General features: G+C 74.7%; 13 protein-coding genes and 1 pseudogene. 9 read left to right on the forward strand and 5 right to left on the reverse strand.

Annotated features, from left to right (window positions below):
- Positions 1 to 6: 6 nt before the first annotated feature.
- Positions 7 to 7,194 (reverse strand): amino acid adenylation domain-containing protein, encoded by a 7,188-nt coding sequence (locus AB0D10_RS28540; RefSeq protein ID WP_360261818.1) that lies wholly within the window; start codon positions 7,192 to 7,194, stop codon positions 7 to 9.
- A 137-nt stretch (positions 7,195 to 7,331) separates the two neighbouring features.
- Positions 7,332 to 7,808 (reverse strand): GNAT family N-acetyltransferase, encoded by a 477-nt coding sequence (locus AB0D10_RS28545; protein ID WP_360261819.1) that lies wholly within the window; start codon positions 7,806 to 7,808, stop codon positions 7,332 to 7,334.
- Positions 7,809 to 8,285: 477 nt separating this feature from the next.
- Between AB0D10_RS28545 and AB0D10_RS28550 the strand changes: the two genes are divergently transcribed.
- From AB0D10_RS28550 to ddaH, 3 genes are all read left to right on the forward strand, one after another.
- The gene (locus AB0D10_RS28550) at positions 8,286 to 9,197 is read left to right on the forward strand and encodes an ABC transporter ATP-binding protein (RefSeq protein WP_360261820.1); all 912 of its coding nucleotides are present in this window, start codon (positions 8,286 to 8,288) and stop codon (positions 9,195 to 9,197) included.
- 126 nt (positions 9,198 to 9,323) lie between these two features.
- Positions 9,324 to 10,154 carry an ABC transporter permease gene (locus tag AB0D10_RS28555; protein ID WP_360261821.1) on the forward strand — a complete coding sequence of 277 codons (831 nt, stop codon included), beginning with the start codon at positions 9,324 to 9,326 and terminating at the stop codon, positions 10,152 to 10,154.
- Between the two features lie 73 nt (positions 10,155 to 10,227).
- The gene (ddaH, locus tag AB0D10_RS28560; protein ID WP_360261822.1) at positions 10,228 to 11,082 is read left to right on the forward strand and encodes a dimethylargininase; all 855 of its coding nucleotides are present in this window, start codon (positions 10,228 to 10,230) and stop codon (positions 11,080 to 11,082) included.
- A 60-nt stretch (positions 11,083 to 11,142) separates the two neighbouring features.
- Here the strand turns inward: ddaH and AB0D10_RS28565 are convergent, their stop codons facing one another.
- Positions 11,143 to 12,405 (reverse strand): MFS transporter, encoded by a 1,263-nt coding sequence (locus tag AB0D10_RS28565; RefSeq protein ID WP_360261823.1) that lies wholly within the window; start codon positions 12,403 to 12,405, stop codon positions 11,143 to 11,145.
- 206 nt (positions 12,406 to 12,611) lie between these two features.
- Here AB0D10_RS28565 and AB0D10_RS28570 point away from each other — a divergent pair, with 206 nt between their 5' ends.
- The 5 genes from AB0D10_RS28570 to AB0D10_RS28590 all read left to right on the forward strand — a co-directional run bounded on the left by AB0D10_RS28570 (position 12,612) and on the right by AB0D10_RS28590 (position 17,178).
- Positions 12,612 to 12,761 carry a hypothetical protein gene (locus tag AB0D10_RS28570; RefSeq protein WP_360261824.1) on the forward strand — a complete coding sequence of 50 codons (150 nt, stop codon included), beginning with the start codon at positions 12,612 to 12,614 and terminating at the stop codon, positions 12,759 to 12,761.
- 92 nt (positions 12,762 to 12,853) lie between these two features.
- On the forward strand, positions 12,854 to 13,987 hold the full coding sequence (locus tag AB0D10_RS28575) for a hypothetical protein (RefSeq protein ID WP_360261825.1): 1,134 nt from the start codon (positions 12,854 to 12,856) through the stop codon (positions 13,985 to 13,987).
- A 2-nt stretch (positions 13,988 to 13,989) separates the two neighbouring features.
- Positions 13,990 to 15,249 carry an MFS transporter gene (locus AB0D10_RS28580; RefSeq protein ID WP_360261826.1) on the forward strand — a complete coding sequence of 420 codons (1,260 nt, stop codon included), beginning with the start codon at positions 13,990 to 13,992 and terminating at the stop codon, positions 15,247 to 15,249.
- A 1-nt stretch (position 15,250) separates the two neighbouring features.
- On the forward strand, positions 15,251 to 16,210 hold the full coding sequence (locus tag AB0D10_RS28585) for a cupin domain-containing protein (RefSeq protein WP_360261827.1): 960 nt from the start codon (positions 15,251 to 15,253) through the stop codon (positions 16,208 to 16,210).
- Complete coding sequence (locus AB0D10_RS28590; protein WP_360261828.1) at positions 16,210 to 17,178, forward strand: HEXXH motif-containing putative peptide modification protein; 969 nt, start codon at positions 16,210 to 16,212, stop codon at positions 17,176 to 17,178. Before AB0D10_RS28585 ends, AB0D10_RS28590 begins: the two co-directional genes overlap by 1 nt.
- A 127-nt stretch (positions 17,179 to 17,305) precedes the next feature.
- On the opposite strand, the pseudogene AB0D10_RS28595 reads toward AB0D10_RS28590, so the two are convergent.
- Positions 17,306 to 17,461, reverse strand: a pseudogene (locus AB0D10_RS28595) (SAM-dependent methyltransferase); the annotation flags it as partial.
- Positions 17,462 to 17,552: 91 nt separating this feature from the next.
- Complete coding sequence (locus AB0D10_RS28600) at positions 17,553 to 18,755, reverse strand: MFS transporter (RefSeq protein ID WP_360261829.1); 1,203 nt, start codon at positions 18,753 to 18,755, stop codon at positions 17,553 to 17,555.
- Between the two features lie 248 nt (positions 18,756 to 19,003).
- Here AB0D10_RS28600 and AB0D10_RS28605 point away from each other — a divergent pair, with 248 nt between their 5' ends.
- A complete protein-coding gene (locus AB0D10_RS28605; protein ID WP_360261830.1) occupies positions 19,004 to 19,300 on the forward strand; it encodes a WhiB family transcriptional regulator in 297 nt (98 codons plus the stop codon).
- Positions 19,301 to 19,360 lie beyond the last annotated feature (60 nt).

Consider the following 19,360-nt stretch of genomic DNA (forward strand, 5'->3'; position numbering starts at 1 on the left):
GGACCGTCATCGCCGGCCCTCGTCGGCCCGGCGCAGGGCGGTGGCGACGACCCGGGCGATCTCGTCGATCGGCCCGGCGTTGGCCAGGTCCAGGTGCCGGGCGGCGATCGGGTGGTCCGCCACCGGCCCGGTGGTGTGGGCCGACCACGCGGCCACCGTCTCGTCCGAGCGGTGGTCGGCCGACGCGGTGAAGGCGATCAGCGGGGCGTCGAGCACGCCCGGGGTCCAGCCCGCCATCAACTCGGCGTGGTAGCGGCAGGAATCGAGGAACACCGCCAGCTGGTCCTCGTCACGCGGCGCGGCCTCGCGCAGCGCGACGGCCAGCCGGTCGAGCAGCTCCGCCGGCTTCGGCCGCCACTGCTCCGACCGCACCGCCGCGACCTCGGCGTCGGGAGCTCCGATCGAGGTCAGCAGCTCCGCCAGGACGACGGTGTCGGTGACCTCCCCGGAGCCCGCCGTCGCGGGGTGGCTGTCCAGCAGCGCGACCAGGTCGACCTCCTCGCCCGCCTCGCGCAGCAGGACGCCGATCTGATGGGCCACCAGCCCGCCGAAGGACCAGCCGAGCACCCGGTAGGGGCCGTGCGCCTGGACGGCGCGGATCCGGGCCAGGTACTCCCGCGCCAGCCCGTCCAGGGTGGCGGGCCGCTCACCGCCGCCGACCGGGCCGATGCCCTGGAAGGAGTGCACCGGCTGGTCCGGGTCGAGGCCGCGCAGCAGCCCGAGGAAGCCGAGGCCGTCACCGGTCACCGGGTGGACGCAGAACAGCGGGGCCCGGTCGCCGCCGCCGCGCAGCGCCAGCAGCGGCTCGAAGGCCTGGCCGGCCGGGCCGGGCCGCTCCGCCAGCCGCAGCGCGAGCCCGGCCGGCGTCGGCGCCTCGAACAGCGCCCGGACGGGCAGCTCGACGCCGACCTCCGCCCGGATCCGCTCGACCAGTCGGATCAGCAGCAGCGAGTGGCCGCCGAGCAGGAAGAAGTCGTCCTCCGGCCCGACCTCGGGCACGCCGAGCAGCTCGGCGAAGAGTGCCACCAGGGTGCGCTCGGCCGGCGTCCGAGGTTCCCGCGCCCGGCTCTCCACGTGGGTCTGCGGTTCGGGCAGCGCCCGGCGGTCCAGCTTGCCGTTGACGCTCACCGGCAGGGAACCGAGCAGCACGTAGGCGGTGGGCACCATGAACTCGGGCAGGTGGCCGCGCAGGTGGGCGCGGAGCGCGGCGGCCGTGGGCGGCTGCGCCGAGGGGTTCGGCACCGCGTAGGCGACCAGCCGGACGGCGCCGGCCCGGTCCTCGCGGACCGCGACCGCGCAGGCCGTGACCGCCGGGTGCTCGCCGAGCCGGGTCTCGATCTCGCCGAGCTCGATCCGGTAGCCGCGGACCTTCACCTGGCCGTCCACCCGGCCCAGGTACTCCACGGCGCCGTCGGGGCGGCGGCGGGCCAGGTCCCCGGTGCGGTACATCCGGGTGCCCGGCGCGCCGTGCGGGTCGGCGACGAAGCGTTCGGCGGTGAGCGCCGGGCGGCCCAGGTAGCCGTAGGCGAGCTGCTCGCCGGACAGGTAGAGCTCGCCGGGCACGCCAGCCGGGACGGGGTTCAGGGCGGCGTCCAGGACGAGGGCGCCGGTGTTTTGGACCGGCCGTCCGATCGGCACCGGGCGCGGCTGCTCGTCGGCCGGCCCGCACTCCCAGGCCGTCACCTCGACGGACGCCTCGGTGGGCCCGTACAGGTTGGCCAGCCGGACGCCCGGGAGCACCTGCCGGAACCGGCGCACGGTCGCCGCCGACAGGGCCTCGCCGCTGGCGACCACCAGGCGCAGCCCGGCGCAGTCGGCGGCCCCCGGGTGCTGCAGGAAGGCGTCCAGCATGGACGGCACGAACTGTGCGACGGTGACGTCCTGACGTCGGATCAGATCCGCCAGGTACCCCGGGTCGCGGTGCCCGTCGGGCTTGGCCACGACCAGGGTGCCACCGGCGACCAGCGGCCAGAAGAACTCCCAGACCGAGACGTCGAAGCTGGCGGAGGTCTTCTGCAGCACCGCGTCGCGGGCCTCCAGTCGGTACTCCTCCTGGCCCCAGAGCAACCGGTTGACGATGCCCCGGTGCGGGACCAGCACGCCCTTGGGCCGCCCGGTCGAGCCGGAGGTGTAGATCACGTACGCCGGGTCCTCGGGACCGGGGGCGGTCGGCAGCACGCCCTCGGGCGCCGGCAGGTCCTCCGGCGACAGGCACGGCACGCCCTCGGCGGGGCTCAGCACCGCGAGCTGCTCCGGGGCGGCGATCACGGCGGCCGGGCGGGCGTCGGCGAGCATGAAGGCGAGCCGGTCGGCCGGGTAGTCGGGGTCGAGCGGGACGTAGGCACCGCCGGCGCGGTGGACGGCGCACAGCGCGACCACGAGCTCCACCGAGCGGGGCACGGCCACCGCGACCCGGCTGCCCGGGCGGACGCCGACGGCGGCCAGCCGGCGGGCCATCGCCTCGATCCGGCGGTCCAGTTCGGCCGGGTCGAGCGCCTGCCCCTCGAAGACCAGCGCCGGGGTGGCGGACGGTGCGGCGAGCCGCTCGCGCACGAGCGCGGCCAGCGTGGTCGGGGTGAGGTCCCGGCGCTCGCCGAGGGAGGCCGCCAGCAGTCCGGCCCGCTCGTCGGCCGCGGCCAGCGCGACCCGTCCGATCGGCTGCTCCGGGTCGGCCGCCGCCGCGCCGAGCAGCCGGACCAGGTGGCCCGCGATCGCCTCGACGGTGGCCCGGTCGAACAGGTCGGTGCGGTACTCGATGCCGCCGCTCAGCTCGCCGTCCGGCCCGTCGGGCGCGCCCAGGGTGACGGTGAGGTCGAACTTGGCCGGGGCCAGGCCGGCGGTGAGCACCTCGCTCGCCAGCCCGGGGATGTCCACGGCCGGGCCGGCCTGGTCCATCACCAGGGCGACCTGGAACAGCGGGTGGCGGCCGGGGGAGCGCTCCGGGTTGGCCAGCTCGACGATCCGCTCGAACGGCAGGTCCTGGTGCGCGTAGGCGGCCAGGTCGGCGTCCCGGACACGGAGCAGCAGTTCGCGGAAGGCCGGGTCGCCGGCGGTGTCGGTGCGCAGCACCAGGGTGTTGACGAAGAACCCGACCAGGTCGTCCAGGGCCTCGTCGGTGCGGCCGGCGACCGGGGTGCCGACGGGGATGTCGGTGCCCGCGCCGAGGCGGGTGAGCAGGGCCGCCAGGCCGGCCTGGACGGCCATGAAGAGGCTGGCGCCGTGCTCCCGGGCGAGGTCGGCCAGGGCCCGGTGGTCGGGGCCGGCCAGTCGCAGCGGGACGCGGCCGGCCGCCTGGCCGGTCTCGGCGGTGCGGCGCCGGTCCACCGGCAGCGCGATCTCCTCGGGCAGGCCGGCCAGGGCCTCGCTCCAGAACTGCCACTGGCGTGCGGCCGGGCTGCCCGGGTCGCGGTCGTCCCCGAGCAGCGTGAGCTGCCACTGGGTGTAGTCGGCGTACTGGACGGGCAGGGCCGTCCACTCGGGCGCGCGGCCGGTCGTCCGGGCACGGTAGGCGGTGCCCAGGTCGCGGGCGAGCGGGCCCAGCGACCAGCCGTCACAGGCGATGTGATGGACCGTCAGCAGCAGGACGTGCCGGTCCGGCGCGAGGCCGAACAGGTGGGCGCGCAGCGGCGGGGCGGCGGCGAGGTCGAAGGGCTCCGCGGCGGCGGTGCGCAGGGCCTCGGCGAGCTGCTCGTCGGTGGCCCCGGCGGCAAGGGCGGAACGGCGCAGCAGCGGGGGCAGGCCGTCCGGGTCGAGGACCAGCTGCCGGGGGCCGGCCGCGTCGGCGGGGAAGGCGGTGCGCAGGGCCTCGTGGCGGACGGCGCAGTCGTGCAGCGCGGCGGCGAGCGCGTCGGCGTCCAGGGCACCGTCGAGGCGCAGGGCGAGCGGGACGTGGTAGGCGTCGCTGAGCGGATCCAGCTGCTGCAGGAACCAGAGCCGGCGCTGCGCGTGCGAGAGCGGGACCCGCTCGGGGCGGGCAACGGCGGTCAGCGCCGGGCGACATCGCCCGGTGTCGACCAGGCGGGCCAGCCCGGCGGCGGTCGGGCTCTCGAACACCGCCCGGATGGGCAGTTCGGCGCCCAGCGCGGTGCGCGCCCGGCTGACCAGCCGGGTGGCGAGCAGCGAGTGGCCGCCGAGTGCGAAGAAGTCGTCGTCGGGGCCGACCTCGGGGACGCCCAGGACCTCGGCGAGCAGCGCGCAGAGCGCGGCCTCGCGGTCGTCCCGGGGGGCCCGGGCCGGGCCCGCGGTGGCCCGCAGGTCGGGCTCGGGCAGGGCCGAACCGTCCAGCTTGCCGCTGGAGTTGAGGGGCAGCCGGTCGAGCACGGCGTACGCCGCCGGGATCATGTAGTCGGGCAGCTGCCCGGCCAGCAGCTCGCGCACCTCGGCGAGGTCGGGCGCGGTACCGTCCCCGGTCACCAGGTAGGCGGCGAGGTAGCGCTCCTCGGCGCTGCCGCCGCGGGCCAGTACGGCGGCCTGGAGGACGGCGGGGTGGCGCAGCAGCACCGCCTCGATCTCGCCGGGCTCGATCCGGAAGCCGCGGACCTTGATCTGCCCGTCGGCCCGGCCGAGGTATTCCACCTGGCCGTCGCGGCGCATCCGGGCGAGGTCGCCGGTGCGGTACATCCGGGCGCCGGGCGGGCCGTACGGGTCGGCGACGAAGCGTTCGGCGGTGAGGGCGGGGCGGCGCAGGTAGCCGCGGGCCAGGTGCGGCCCGGACAGGTACAGCTCGCCGGGCACCCCGAGCGGGACGGGCCGGAGCAGGTCGTCCAGCACGTAGGCGCGGGTGTTGTCGAGCGGGCGGCCGATGACCGGGTTCGCGCTGTCCGTCAGGTTGCAGGCGAGCGCGTCGACGGTGCACTCGGTCGGGCCGTAGTAGTTGAAGACCTCGACGTCCGGCAGTGCGGAGAGCTCGGTCCACAGGGCCGGGCCGACCGCCTCGCCGCCGAGCATCAGCACGGTCGGGCGGTGCCGGTCCTCGGCGAACAGGCCGGCCGCGGTGAGCGCCGGGACGTACGTCGGCGTGAGGTCGAGGAAGTCCAGGCGCTCTCGGCGGACGTAGTCGACCAGGGCCCGCGGGTCGAGCCGGACCGCGTCGCTCAGCAGGTGCAGCGGGTGGCCTTCGAGCAGCCAGAACAGCGGCTCCCAGGCGGTGTCGAAGGTGATCGAGGCGACCAGGCCGAGCTGCAGGCGCCGGCCCCCCGGTCCGCCGGACGGGCGGACCATGCGGGTGCGGTGGTGCTGCATCAGGCTGCTGAGGCCGCCGTGCGGGATCACCACGCCCTTGGGCACGCCGGTCGACCCGGAGGTGTGGATGACGTAGGCGGGGTCGAGCGGCCCGGTGGGGCCGGTCCGGTCGGCGTCGGTCAGGTTCCCGCCGGGGTGGGCGGCGACGGCGGCCCGGACCCCGGGGTCGTCGACGGCCAGCACGGGCGCGCCGTCCGGCAGCCGGCCGGCGTCGGCGGTCGTGGCGAGCACGCAGACCGGGGCGGCGTCGGCGAGGATGCCGGCCAGCCGCTCGCGCGGCATGACGGGGTTGACCGGGATGTACGCGGCGCCCGACTTGAGGACGGCGAGCAGCGACACGTACAGGTCGGTGGTGCGCGGCAGTGCCAGGACGACGTACCGGTCCGGGCCGGCGCCGCGCCGGACGAGCTCCCGGGCCAGCCGGTTGGCCCGCTCGTTGACCTCGGCGAAGGTGAGCCGGCCGTCCTCGGCGACCAGCGCCGTGACCCCGCCCTCCAGGGCGGCGCGCTCCTCGAAGGCAGCGTGGTAGGTGGTGGTGGCCGCGGGCAGGGCGGGCCCGGCGGCGCGGTCGAGGAGGTCGAGCCGCTCGTCGTCGGTGAGCAGGTCGTACGCGCCGATCGGGCGGTCCGGGTCGGCGGCGGCCGCGGCGAGCAACCGGCCGAGCCGGGCGGCCAGGGCCTCGGCGCCGGCCCGGGTGAACAGGTCGGTGCTGTACTCGACGAAGCAGCCGAGCCCGGCCGGGGCGCCGTCGGCGTCGTGGGTCTCGCGGATGTTGAAGGACAGGTCGAACTTGGCGCCGCCCGGGCCGGCCTCGGCGATCTCGGTCGCGATGCCGGGCAGCGTGAGGGACGCCTCGGGGGTGTTCTGGAAGGCCAGCATCACCTGGAACAGCGGGTGCCAGGCCAGCGAGCGGTGCGGGTTGAGCGCGGTGATCAGCCGCTCGAACGGGAACTCCTGGTGGGCGAAGCCCTGGAGGTCGGTGCGGCGCACCCGCTTGAGCAGGTCGCGGAAGGTCGGGTCGCCGGAGGTGTCCAGGCGCAGGACCAGCGGGTTGACGAAGTAGCCGACGACCTCGTCGTAGCGCTCGTCGGTGCGGCCCGCGATCGGGCTGGCGATCGGGATGTCGGTGCCGGCCCCGGAGCGGGTCAGCACCGCGGCCAGCGCTGCCTGCAGCACCATGAACATGCTGACCCGGCAGGAGCGGGAGAGCGCCAGCAGCTCGCGGTGCAGCCCGGCCGGGAGGTCCCAGGGGAAGTACTCGCCCCGGTGCGACATCGCGGCCGGCCGGGGGTGGTCGGTGGGCAGCTCCAGGAAGTCCGGCAGCCCGGCCAGGGCCTGGCGCCAGTAGGCGAGTTGGCGTCCGCCGCTGCTCTGCGGGTCGTCCAGGTCGCCGAGGTTCTCGTGCTGGCGCACGGCGTACTCGGCGTAGGTGGCGGGCAGCGGCGACCAGACGGGCGCCCGGTCCTGCGTCCGGGCCAGGTACGCGGTGCTCAGGTCGCGGGCCAGCGGTGCCAGTGACCAGCCGTCGCCGGCGATGTGGTGCAGCACCATCAGCACCACGTGCTGCTCCGGGCCGAGCGCGAACAGCCGGACCCGCAGCGGGGCTTCCGCCCGCAGGTCGAAGACGTGCCCGGACTCGGCGTCGACCAGGGCAGGCAGCTCGGCCTCGGTGGTCGGCACCACGGTGAGCACCGGCGGCACCTCGGCCATCGGCAGCACGTGCTGGCGCGGCACGCCGTCCCGCTCGGGGAACAGGGTGCGCAGGGCCGCGTGCCGTTCCAGCACGTCGGCCAGCGCGGACCGCAGTGCCTCGTGGTCGACCGGGCCGGTCAGCCGCAGTGCCACCGGGACGTTGTACGAGGCGTCGCCGCCCTGGAGGCGGTCGTTGAACCAGAGCGCCAACTGTGCGTACGAGAGCGGTGTTTCCGCGGGCAGGCTGTGTTCGCCCAGCACGGGGCATCCCTCCAGGTGAACCCGTCCCGCCGGCCGGGTGGGCCGGGCGGGCCGGAGGTGGTGGTCCGGTGGCTCGTGGCCGTTGGGGCCCGCCGACGTCCCTCGGCGGGGGTACTACCGCGGGGCGCGGGTGGGTGTCACGCGGTCCAGCGGTAGGTCATGTCGGGCTCGTTCTCCTCGTTGCGGCTGCCGTCGTCGGTGTCCACCACGACGAAGCCGTGCCGCTCGTAGAAGGCGCGGGCCTCGGTGTTCTTCTGGAAGACGTGCAGCGAAAGCTCCTGCGGGCTCGCCGACTTGACGGCCTCCAGCAGCTGCGTCCCGATGCCCCGGCGGCGCACGTCGGGGCGCAGGTAGAGGTGGTCGAGCAGGGTGCCGTCGAGTGAGGCGAAGCCCAGGAGGGCGCGGGTGCCGGCGTCCTCGGCGAGCCAGACGCGGGTGCCAGGCAGTACCACGTGGGTGATCCAGCCCAGGGTGGCCTCGTCGCTGTGCAGTCGGGGGAGGTACGGCATGGTCGCGGCACGGGAGGCCAGGAAGACCTCGGTGACGGCGCCGGCGTCCTCGGCCGCCGCAGCCCGCAGTTGGACGGTCCCGGTGAACGGCGCGTCGGATTGCATCCACAACTCCTCGATCGGGGCATCATGGGCAGTGCTGCCGCGGGTGGACCACCGAGGACGGAACATGCGAACGGCACCCGCCGCGATCCGATGTCGAAAATCGGGTGCGCAGCGGGTGATTGAGCCGAATTCCCCCCGGATGGGCCGTGTGAAGCGGACCCAGCGGCATTGATCTTCGGTCAACATAACACCTGGTCATGGACATGGGAACCCCCCTGAGCGGGTTCCTGACAAGGCGATTCTGCGGTTAGATGAGCGCGCGCCGTTCGTGCGATCGGAACCCAACCGGCGAGGCCCCGGCGGCCGTTGTGAAATCGCGTCGGACGGACGCGTTCCGCACGCGGCCGGAAGCCGGGCCCGGAATTCCGGTCCCGAGGACGCCCGCCGGCCCGGGACGGCGACTTCCGCGACTTCCCAGACCCTTCCCGAGAACCCTCGGGAACCCTCCCGAGACCCTTCCCGAAAGGAGCGGCCCGCGTGGACACCCCTGCCGTCCGAATCAGCGGTGCGGTCAAGACCTTCGGCGCCACCACGGCGGTCGGCGGCCTGGACCTGGAGGTCCCGGCCGGCATGTTCCTGGGCCTGCTCGGGCCCAACGGCGCCGGCAAGTCCACCACCATGCGGATGCTCACCGGACAGACCCGGGCGGACGCGGGCACGGTGGAGGTGTTCGGACACCGGATGCCGGACGACTCCCGCCGCGCCCGGTCCCTGGTCGGCGTCGTGCCGCAGCACGACAACATCGACCCCGAACTGACGGTGCGGCAGAACCTGGACGTCTTCGTCCGGTTCACGGCACTGCCGCGCGCCGGGTACCGTGACGCCGTGGACCGCGCGCTCGCCGCGGTCCGGCTCACCGACCGCGCCGACACCCGGGCCGACGCCCTCTCCGGGGGCATGCGCCGCCGGGTCCTGCTCGCCCGGGGCATCGTCAACAACCCGCGGCTGCTCCTCATGGACGAGCCCACCGTCGGCCTCGACCCGCAGATCCGCCAGGACCTGTGGGACGTCATCGACGGGATGCGCGCCGCCGGCACCACCGTGGTGATGTCGACCCACTACATCGAGGAGGCGGAGCGGCTCGCCGACGAGGTGGCCGTGGTGTTCGGCGGCCGCATGATCGCCCGGGGCACCCCGGCGGAACTGCTGCGCGCGCACGCGGGCGCCCAGGCCGCCGAGTACCGGGGCGACGCCGCCCGCCGCGAACTCGTCGAGGCCGAGGCCACCCGGGCCGGACTGCCCAGCCGGCGCACCGGCCCGGCGGTCTCCGTCCTGCGGGCCGAGACGATCACCGCGGAACTGCACGAGCGCCTCGGCCCGCCTGACGTGCTGCGCCCGACCTCCCTGGAGGACGTGTTCGTCGCACTGACCGGAGAACTGTTCGGCTGAACCCCGCCGCGCGGCCGAGCGCCGCCGGCCGACCGCCCCCGACGGGGGCGGCACCGGACGGAGCCGTGCCGCGCTCCGGCCACCGGCGGGAGCAGGGCCCGCCCGCCCCCACAGAGAGGACACCCGATGACCACGGCGACGCCCGCGCCCCGCACCGAGGCGCACACCGGTTCCGCGCCCGACCCCGGCCGACCCCCGGCCCTGTGGCCGACCATGCGGGCGGTCTGGCTGCGCGAGCTGCTGCTCTTCCGCCGCTACTGGCCCGCCATCACCTTCGGCTCGCTGATCGAGCCGCTGGTCTACATGACCGGCTTCGGCCTGGGCTTCAGCCGGCTGATCGACTCCGTCCAGGGCCACCCGTACCCGCAGTTCGTCGGCGTCGGCATGGTGGTCACCTCGGTGCTCTTCGCCTCGGCCTTCGCCGGGATGTTCGAGAGCTTCAACCGCCGCAAGTACCAGAAGATCTACGACGCCGTGCTCTGCCAGCCGGTCGACGTCTGGGAACTGGCCACGGCCGAGGCCTCCTGGATCGCCGTCAAGTCCTCCGTCTACGGCACCGCGCCGCTGCTGGTCACCCTCGCCATCGGGCTGCCGCCCGGCCCGGAGCTGCTGCTGGTGCCGCTGGTGGCCCTGGTGTCCGGCTTCGCGTTCGCCCTGCTCGGCATGTGGGTGTCCTGCCTGGTGCCGGCGATCGACTGGCTGCGGCTCGTGGTCTCCGGCGTGCTGACGCCGCTGGTGATGGCCGCGGGCGTGTTCTTCCCGCTGGACGGGCTGCCCGGCTGGGTCCAGGGCGTCGCCGCCGTCAACCCGATCTACCACTGCATGCAGCTGGTCCGGCACGCCGCCTTCGGGGCGCTGGGCGCGGGCGACGCGCTGCACGGGGCCGTGCTGGTCGTCTTCGCCGCCCTCGCCTGGTTCCTGGCCGTCCGCGGGATGCGGCGCCGGCTCATCGACTGACCGGCCCGGAGCCCGTTCCCGCCCTCCCGGGCCCGTCCCGCCCGCACCGGGCACCCCCTGACCGAGGAGAACCATGCCGAACACGGACACCACCGGGCCGGGCCCGGGCGACCGGACGCCGGTCCGCACCGCGACCCCGCGCCGCCTGCTGATGTGCCCGCCCAGCCACTTCGACGTCCACTACTCCATCAACCCCTGGATGCACCCGGAGAAGCCGGTCGACGCAGCGCTGGCGCTCGCCCAGTGGACCCGGCTGCGCGACCTCTACCGCGAACTCGGCCACACCGTCGAGGAGATCGCCCCGCTGCCCGGCCTGCCCGACATGGTCTTCGCCGCCAACGGGGCCACCGTGATCGACGGGAAGGTCCTCGGTGCGCGCTTCCGCCACGCCGAGCGCACCGCCGAGGGGCCGGCCTACCTCGACTGGTTCCGCGCGCAGGGCCACACCGACCTCCTGTGGCCCGAGCACATCAACGAGGGCGAGGGCGACTACCTGCTGGTCGGCCGCCGCCTGCTCGCCGGCACCGGCTTCCGCACCGACCCGCGGTCGCACGCCGAGGCGCAGGAGTTCTTCGGTGTCCCGGTGACCGGACTGACCCTGGTCGACCCGGAGTTCTACCACCTGGACACCGCCCTCGCCGTCCTCTCCGACGACGAGGTCATGTACTACCCGGAGGCCTTCACCCCGGGCAGCCGCGCGGTGCTGCGCGAGCTGTTCCCGGACGCGGTCCTGGCGACCGCCGAGGACGCCGCCGTCTTCGGCCTCAACGCGTTCTCCGACGGCCGGAACGTCCTGCTGCCCGAATCGGCCACCCACCTGACCGGCGAACTGCGCCGGCGCGGCTTCGAGCCGATCGGCGTGGACCTCACCGAACTGCTCAAGGCCGGTGGCAGCGTCAAGTGCTGCACCCTGGAGCTGCGGGGGTAGCCGGCGGTCCGGGGGACGGGGGACGGGGGACGGGAGCTGCGGGCCGTCGGCCCCCGTTTCTCACGCCGCCGCGCGTTCGACCCCGGCGAGGACGGAGCGCGGGAGCCAGAGGCTGCCGGTGCCGGCCAGGGCGACGGCCGCCGCCCCGACCAGGACCGGGACGACGCCGACCCGTGAGGCGAGCCAGCCCCCGGCGAAGGCGCCGACCGGCAGGGTGGCGGTCAGCACCGCCTGGAGGAAGGCGTTGACCCGGCCCAACAGATGTGCGGGCGTGGCGAGTTGCCGCCCGGTGGTCATCGCGATCGACCACACCGTGGCCAGTGGGGCGAACAGCAGCTGGTACAGCACCAGCACCGCGAACGCCGCCCCCAGCGAGGCTGCCGGGATGAGGAACAGGGCGGCCCCCGCGCCCACCGCGCACACCCGGACGGCCCGGGTCGTGCCCAGTGCCCGGGCCACCGGGGTCGCGGCGAGCACGCCGGCGCCCGTGCCCACGGCGTACGCGGCGTAGACCGTGCCGAGCTGCCACGGGGCCAGCCCCAACTCCCGTTCGGCGTACAGCACGAACAGGCCGCTCGCGGCGCCGCCGCCGAGGTTCAGTCCGGCCGCGGCCAGGGCCTGGCGACGCAGCGGCGTCTCGCGCCGGATCACCGCCAGCCCCTCCCGCAGGGCCTCGATCCGGGAGCGGGCCCCCGCGCCCGCCTCCCGCGGCGGGCGGTCCAGTGACGCGGGCAGGGCGAGGAAGAGCGCGCCGCCGACGAGGTACGCGGCGCACTCCACCAGCAGCGCCGGCGCCGGGTCGACGAGGCCGATCAGGACGCCGCCGAGCGCCGGCCCGCCGATCAGGCCGACCGTCCGGGCCCCGGTGAGCGAGGAGTTGGCGGGCAACAGGTGCGCGGCGGGCACCACGCGGGGCAGGCCGGACTGCAGCGCGACGCCCTGGACGGAGCCCAGCGCGCCGGAGAGCGCGGCCGCGGCGAACAGGTGCGGCCAGGTCGGTCCGTCCAGTGCGGCCGCGAGCGGCACGCTCCCGACGACGGGCACCTGGAGCCAGGCCCCCGCCACCAGCAGCCGGCGCAGCCGGGCCCGGTCGACGAGGACGCCGATCAGCGGGCTCAGCAGCACCCCCGGCAGATAGGTCACCGCCACGAGCGCGGAGACGCCCAGCGGGCCGGCGCCCAGATGGGCGATGGCCAGCAACGGCAGTGCCAGGGCGGTGACCTGACGGCCCACCGAGCCGGTCAGCTGCTCGACCACCAGGAGCAGCAGTGGCCGGTTCCGGCGTAGCGGCGGGGGTGGGTCCGCGTCGGGGGAAGCTCCCATGACCGTCTCCTCCGTCAGTCGACCGGCATGCACCTCGGACCCTACGCGAAAGCGGCGGGCGCACACCCGGACATCCGGATTCCCGGCGGCGCGCTTGTACCCCAAGTAGGCGAAATCAAACGGAAGTTGCGATCTCGATCGCGTTGACCTTGCATGAGCATGGCGCTTAGGGTCGTGGGACAGCTGTTGTCTGAGAGGAGTCAAGGATGACGCAGAACACGACAGAAACGCCCAGCTACGAGTCGTTGGTCGAGGACGCGCTGCGGGAGCTCTCCGCGGCCGAGTCGGCCGAGGTGCTCGTGCCGGTGGGCAGCGGCGACGAAGGCCCGCTGATGGCCTGGTTCGTCGCGACCTGACAGGTCCGGCAAAGCCCTCGGGAGTTCCGGCCGCGGCGCACCGCCGCGGCCGGAACTCCTCGTGACAGCACCGAGAGCCAGAGGAGCGAGTCTTGACCGATGTGCAGTCCGACCGCGACGTACGGGACGGAGTCGACGCACTCCTCGACCGGTACGCCGGCCTCTCCGTACGCGACCACTGCGTCGTCGTCTTCTCTCCGGACAGCCGGGAACCGGCCGCCTGGCTGGTCGCCGGACTCAAGCAGCGCGGGCTGAGTGCCCAGGTCATCGGCATGCGCCCGCTGGTGGACTACGGCTTCGCCGCCCGCCTCAAGGCCGCCGTGCCGGACCCGGAGTCCTTCACCGGCCGGCTCGTCGTCTTCACGCTCGAACGCGACACGATGTCCCACTTCGCGCAACTGCTGCACGTCATGCAGCAGTTCGGCAGCGACCGGTGCATGGTGGTGCGCATCATCAGCGCCTCGCGGGAGTTCTTCGAACAGGCCCTCAAGCTCGGTCCTGAGGAACTCAGCGCCCGCAACGCCACACTGCTCACCCGGCTGACGAAGGCCCGCAGCGTCCGGGTCCGCAGCAAGGGCGGCACCGACCTGCGGATCCGGCTCGACGCCGGGCGCTACGACTGGATCAGCAACCGCGGCGTGTGGCGCCCGGGCGGCTTCACCATCCTCCCGGCGGGGGAGATCGCCACCTACCCGGCCGGCATCGAGGGCCGGCTGGTCGCGGACGGCGCGCTCAACTGCAACGTCATCACCCGGATCGACACCCGGCTGGGCGCCCGGCCGCTCACCGTCGACATCGCGGACGGGCGCGCCACCGGGTTCTCCGGCGGCTCCGACGAGGTCCGCGAGCTGGTGGAACTCTGCTTCAGGCAGCCGCACGGCACCCGGGTAGGCGAGCTGGGCTTCGGCACGAACTCCGGCATCGGCCTCTTCATCCCGGCCAACTCGCACATCAACGAGCGACGGGTCGGCGTGCACATCGGATTCGGACAGCACAACCAGGACCGCGCCGTGGTCGGCTACGAGGAGAAGGTCCACCTCGACCTGATCACCGACGGCGCCGAACTCCACATCGACGACGACACCGAACCCGTCGACCTGGCGGACCTCCGGGTGACCGGTGCCGAACACCCCGCCCTGGTGCGGGACGAGGACATCACCGGTGACTGCTGCGGGTTCGGCTACGGAGAGCTGACGGACCCGGTGGCGGCGAGCGCGATCGGCTGAGCATGCCCGACCTGAAGACCGCGCTGACCGGCAAGCCGACCGGCAGCGCCATGGAACTGCGCGACTTCCGATTCCTCTGGGCCGGCCAGGCGGTCAGCGCCGTCGGGGACCAGCTCTTCAACGTGGCCGTCTCCCTCCGGGTGCTCGAACGCGGCGGCGACGCCGGCGACGTCGGGCTGGTGATCGGCGCCCGGATGCTCGCCACGGTGCTGTTCGCGCTGCTCGGCGGTGTCTGGGCGGACCGGGTGCCCCGCCGGCGGGCGATGATCATCGCCGACGGGTTCCGGCTGGTCGCCATCACGGTCGTGGTGCTGGGGGCGTTCGACACGGCGACCCTCTCCCTGGCCGTGATGACCTTCCTGGTGGGCAGCGGCGAGGCGTTCTTCCGCCCCGCGTACGGCGGACTGGTGCCCTCCCTCGTCCCCGAGGACCGGCTGCTCAGCGCCAACGTGTGGCGCGGCAGCACCGAGAGCGCCGCCGCCGTGATCGGGCCGGCGCTCGGCGGCGTGCTGGTGGCCACCGTCGGCACCCGGGTGGCCTTCGCCGCCAACGCGGCCACCTTCGCGGTGAGCCTGCTGTGCGTCCTCGCCGTCACCGAGCCGCCGGTGCGACGGCCGCAGGCCCGCTCCTCGATCCTCCGGGAGGCCAGGGAGGGGCTGGCGGCGGTGCGCCGGGTCCGCTGGACCTCGGCCCTGCTGGCGATGACCGCCGTGCAGACCATGCTGGTCGTGGCGCCGCACATGGTCCTGCTGCCGGTCATCACCCAGGAGAGGTTCGCGGGGCCCTCCAGCTACGGCCTGGTCATCGCCATGTTCAGCCTGAGCGGCTTCGTCGGCACGATCGTCGTCGGGCGGATCAGGCTGAAGCGGCCCGGATCGAGCGCGATGGTCTTCAACGCGCTCTTCACCACGGTGCCGCTGGTGCTGCTCACCCCGTTCTCGCTGGGGTGGGTGGTGGCCGGCTACATGGTCGCGGGCTTCGCAATGATGCCCTTCAACACCCTCCTGCACACCGCGCTCCAGCGCCAGTTCCCCCCGTCGATCCTCGGCCGGGTCAGCTCGGTCGACTGGCTGTGCAGCCTCGCCCTGCTGCCGCTCGGCCTGGCCCTGATCGGGCCGCTGGCCGACGCGGTGGGCCGCACGACCGTGCTCGCCGGCGCCGCGGTCGTCCAGCTCGGCACCGCACTGCTGGCGCTGACCGTGCCCGGCGTGCGCGATTTCCACCAGGAACAAGAGCCCGTTCTCGAAGACGCGGAGGTATGACATGGCGCTGGAGAAGCTCCTCGACGACCCGTCGAAGCTGTCGTCCATACGGGACTCGGAGCCCTACGTCAGCCGGGACATGGGCGCACTGGACGACGTGTTCTCGACGGAACTCGCGCAGCGGCTGCTCTTCGAGCGCGGACTGCGCACCCCGTACGTCAGACTGTGGCGCCACGGCCAGGACATCGGCGTCCGCAACGCCGCCAAGCCCGGGGACGACGGCTCCGACGAGCGCCGGGTGCTGTCCGGGCTGGTGGACCCGCGGTACGCGGTGTCGCAGATGGGGCAGGGCGCGACGCTGGTCTTCCAGGCGATGTCCACCTACTGCCCCGAGGTGGAGGCCTTCTGCACCGAACTGTCCGGCGAGATCGGCGTCCCCGTCGCCGCCAACGCCTTCCTGACCCCGCCGCACTCCAAGGGCGCCGAGGCGCACTACGACCTGGCCGGCATCTTCCTGCGGCAGCTGGCCGGCTCCAAGACCTGGCGGCTGCACGAGCCGCCGATGAAGTGGCCGGTCAACCGGTCCAAGCCGGGCGTGACCCCGCGGACCCCGCTGGCCCTGGAGGTCACCCTGCACGCCGGGGACTGCCTCTACCTGCCGCGCGGCTTCTACCACGAGGGCACCACCGACGACGAGGGCTCCGTGCACATCGCGTTCTCCGACGGCGTGGAGGACACCTGGACGCAGATCCTGCACGACGTCCTCGACCTGGCGGTCGAGCGCAGCGCGGCCCTGCGCGGGCGGCTGCCCAGCAAGGCCGAGGCGATGAGCGGACAGTCGAAGGAGATCTGGCAGGAGGTCCGCAAGGACGTCTTCCACATCCTGGAGAACCTGGGTGACGAGGTGGTCTCCGCCCTGATCGTGCGTCGGCTCCAGGCCCGCGAGCAGCAGCTCAAGCGGGCGGAGGAGTCCTCGCTCACCGAGATCCTGGGCGTGGCACCCACCCCGGGCGAGGCCTGATGGGCACCGGACGGGACGAGGCCGTCCGGGTCGGGATGACCCCGGACGGTACCGTGGCCCTCGTCCGCAGCTACCACCGGGAGGTCGTGCGCCGCCTCGGACCGCTGCCGGGCGGCGCCCCCGCGCCCGCCTGCCTGCACCCCGGCCTGGTCTGGGCCGCCGACCGGCCGGCCACCGGGGCCGGCGCCCCGGACGACCCGGCGGACGGCCCCGCGGCGGCGCCGGACCCCGCCCGGACCGCCGGGCTGCTGCGGGAACCGGCCACCGCCGGCCTGATGCCCCCACTGCGCCACCTCACCCCGGACGGCACGGCGGCCGACCCCGACTGGTGCCGCTGGGGCACCGGACAGCTGCGGGCCGACATCCGACGGACCGGCGGCACCGGCGACGCCGACTTCGGCACGCTCGACCCGACCGAGGGCATCGCCACCCTGGAAGCCGCCCGCACGACCCTGCGCAGGGTCTGGCCGGAGGCCGCCCTGGAGACGGACCTGCTGGTCCGGGTCATCGTGCACGTACGCGGCGGCGCCTTCCGCTCCGCCACCCTGCGCCCGACCTTCGGCGCCGTCTACCTCGGCACCTCCAGCGTCGCGAGCCCCGCCGCCGCCTTCGAGGCGCTCCTGCACGAGACCGGCCACCACGCGCTCTACCTGCGGAACGTCTTCGAGCGGTACGTGACCAACGGCGACGTCCTGGTGAGCCACCCGCTGCGCCCCGATCCGCGACCGGTCACCGGGGCCGTGCACGCCGCGCACGTGCTGGCCCGGATGGCGCACGGACTCGCCCGCTGGGCGGCCGAGCCGGGCGCGCCGCCGGAGGCCGCCGAGCGCCGTGACGACGCCCTGCGGCGGCTCCGCGGGACGATCGCGGCGCTGGAGCCGGTCGCCGAATGGACGGACGGAGGCCGGCGGTACTTCGACGACCTGCTCCGCTGGGAGAAGGAGCTGACGGCGGCCCACCCGCTCTGACGGCCCACCCTCTCTGACGGCCCGCCCGCTCCGGCGGCCCGCCCCGGGGTCAGGGGCGGGCCGGCCGCGCCCCCACGACGAGCCACTGGGCCGGGAGGTCGATCCGCCGGCCGTCGGGGGCGGACCCGGGCAGCGCCGGGTCGGTGACGTGCGGAGCGAACAGCGCGAGGTGGCGTTCCGCGGTGAGGGAGGGCTCCGCGTCCCAGATCACCGAGCCCGGTTCCTCGGGCGCGTCGCGCCAGAAGCCCTCCCAGACGTCCCTGTACCGAGTCGTCACGCTCATGGCGGAGACCTCCGGGTGTCACGCACAGTGTCGGGACCGTGTCTATCGGTCCCCGGCGGAAGCGGCAAGCACCGTTCGGCGCAACACGGGATCAGGTCCCGGCGCGGGTCCGGCGCAGCAGGTACGCCCCGGACACGGCGGCCAGGGCGGCCATGCAGGCGGTGAAGACCAGGCCGGCCTGGGCCAGGCCGATCGGACCGGTGAGCAGACCCACCCCGATGACCGGGATCGAGATGCCGAAGTAGGCGACCACGAACAGCATCGACAGGGCACCGCCGCGGTGTTCGGCGGGGCTCGCGGCGGCGATCTCGCCCACGGCGCCGCGCAGGCCCATGCCCTGGCCCACGCCGCCGACGAGGGCGGCGAGCACCATCGGCGGCAGGGTGGTCCGGGCGAGCGAGACGGCCAGCAGGGCCATTCCGGCGATGAGCACCAGGCAGCCCAGCGGGATCGCCCGGGCGGTGCCGAGCCGGGGCACCAGGAGCTGGCCCAGGGTGGAGGCGAAGAAGGCCGTGAAGACGATCAGGCCGACGACCGCGTGGTTGTGGACGTCCAGCTCGGTGGCGAGGAAGGCGGGGCTGACGGAGGTGAAGACGCCCAGCAGCGAGAAGCCCGCGAACGCGGCGATCCCGGCCGGGACGAAGACCCCTCGGACCTCCGGCGGCAGCGACTGCCGGACGGGCCGGGCGGTGCGCAGCGGGCGGGCCCCGGTGACCGTCTCCGGCAGGCGCAGGGTGAGGGCGAAGGACACGGCCAGCAGCACCAGGTGCACGACGAACGGCAGGACCAGCGGGTCGGGCGCGTACTCGGCGAGCAGGCCGGAGAGCAGCGCCCCGCAGCCGAGGCCGCCCATGTTGGCGGCGGTCGCGACGAAGCCCGCGCGGGCCCGGCTCGCGGGCGGGGCGAGCTCCAGCACGTAGGCGGTGCCGGCGCCGGTGAACAGACCGGCCGAGAAGCCGGACAGCAGGCGGCCCAGGCAGAGCAGCGGCACGTCGTCCGCGGCCAGGAAGACGACGGCGCTGCAGGCCGCGAAGCCGAGTGCGCCGAGCAGGACGGGGCGGCGCCCGACGGTGTCGGAGACGTTGCCGACCAGCAGCAGGACGCTGATGACGCCGAAGGCGTAGACGGCGAACACGACCGTCACCGTCAGCTCGGAGAAGCCGATCTCCTCCTGGTACAGCCCGTAGAGCGGGGTGGGCAGCGTGGTGCCCATCATGCAGACGGCGAAGGCGGCGGCGGCCACGAGGTAGCCGAAGCGGCCTGCGGCGGGCCGGGCGGTCCGACGGTCGGTCATCCGACCACGATAGGCACGCCGTCGGGTCGGCCCCGCGCCGTGCCGGGGCGTGCTGCGCCGAATGGCGGCCGTCGCCCGGGGCGTTCCGGGCCTGTGGGACCGTCTCGGATCGGATGGGTGCGGGGACGGGCGGGGGTGAGGGGTAGGGGGACAGGTAGGGGCGAGGGTGGGGACGAGGGGGCATGAAGTCGCGGATCGGGGTCAGAAGGGTGGGTGCACACCGACCACCTCCTTCGGAAGGGGCCCCCGTGGCCGACGACTCCCGCCCCGCGGCACCGGAACAGCAGTGGACCCGGCCCTCGGAGGCTGCCTGCCGGACCGTCGACAGCGTCCTCTTCCTCGGCTCCGCCGGCGAGGGCGGCGCGGCCCTGGAGGAACGCCGGCGCGTGGCGAAGACGGTCTGTGCCGGCTGCGCGGTCCGGGTGGAGTGCCGCCGGCACGCGTTGGCGACCCGGGAGCCGTACGGCATCCGCGGCGGTCTGACCGAGGAGGAGCGCCGTTCCCTGTTCACCGGTGGTGCCGGCCCCGCCGTCCGGGCCGTGTGACGGCGGGGCCGGCGGCCCGCCCCGGGCGGGTGAGGTGCCCGGGGTGGGCCGTCGGCGGGG

Origin of the sequence: Kitasatospora sp. NPDC048545 (assembly GCF_040651155.1) — a bacterium.
Classification (GTDB): Bacteria; Actinomycetota; Actinomycetes; order Streptomycetales; family Streptomycetaceae; genus Kitasatospora.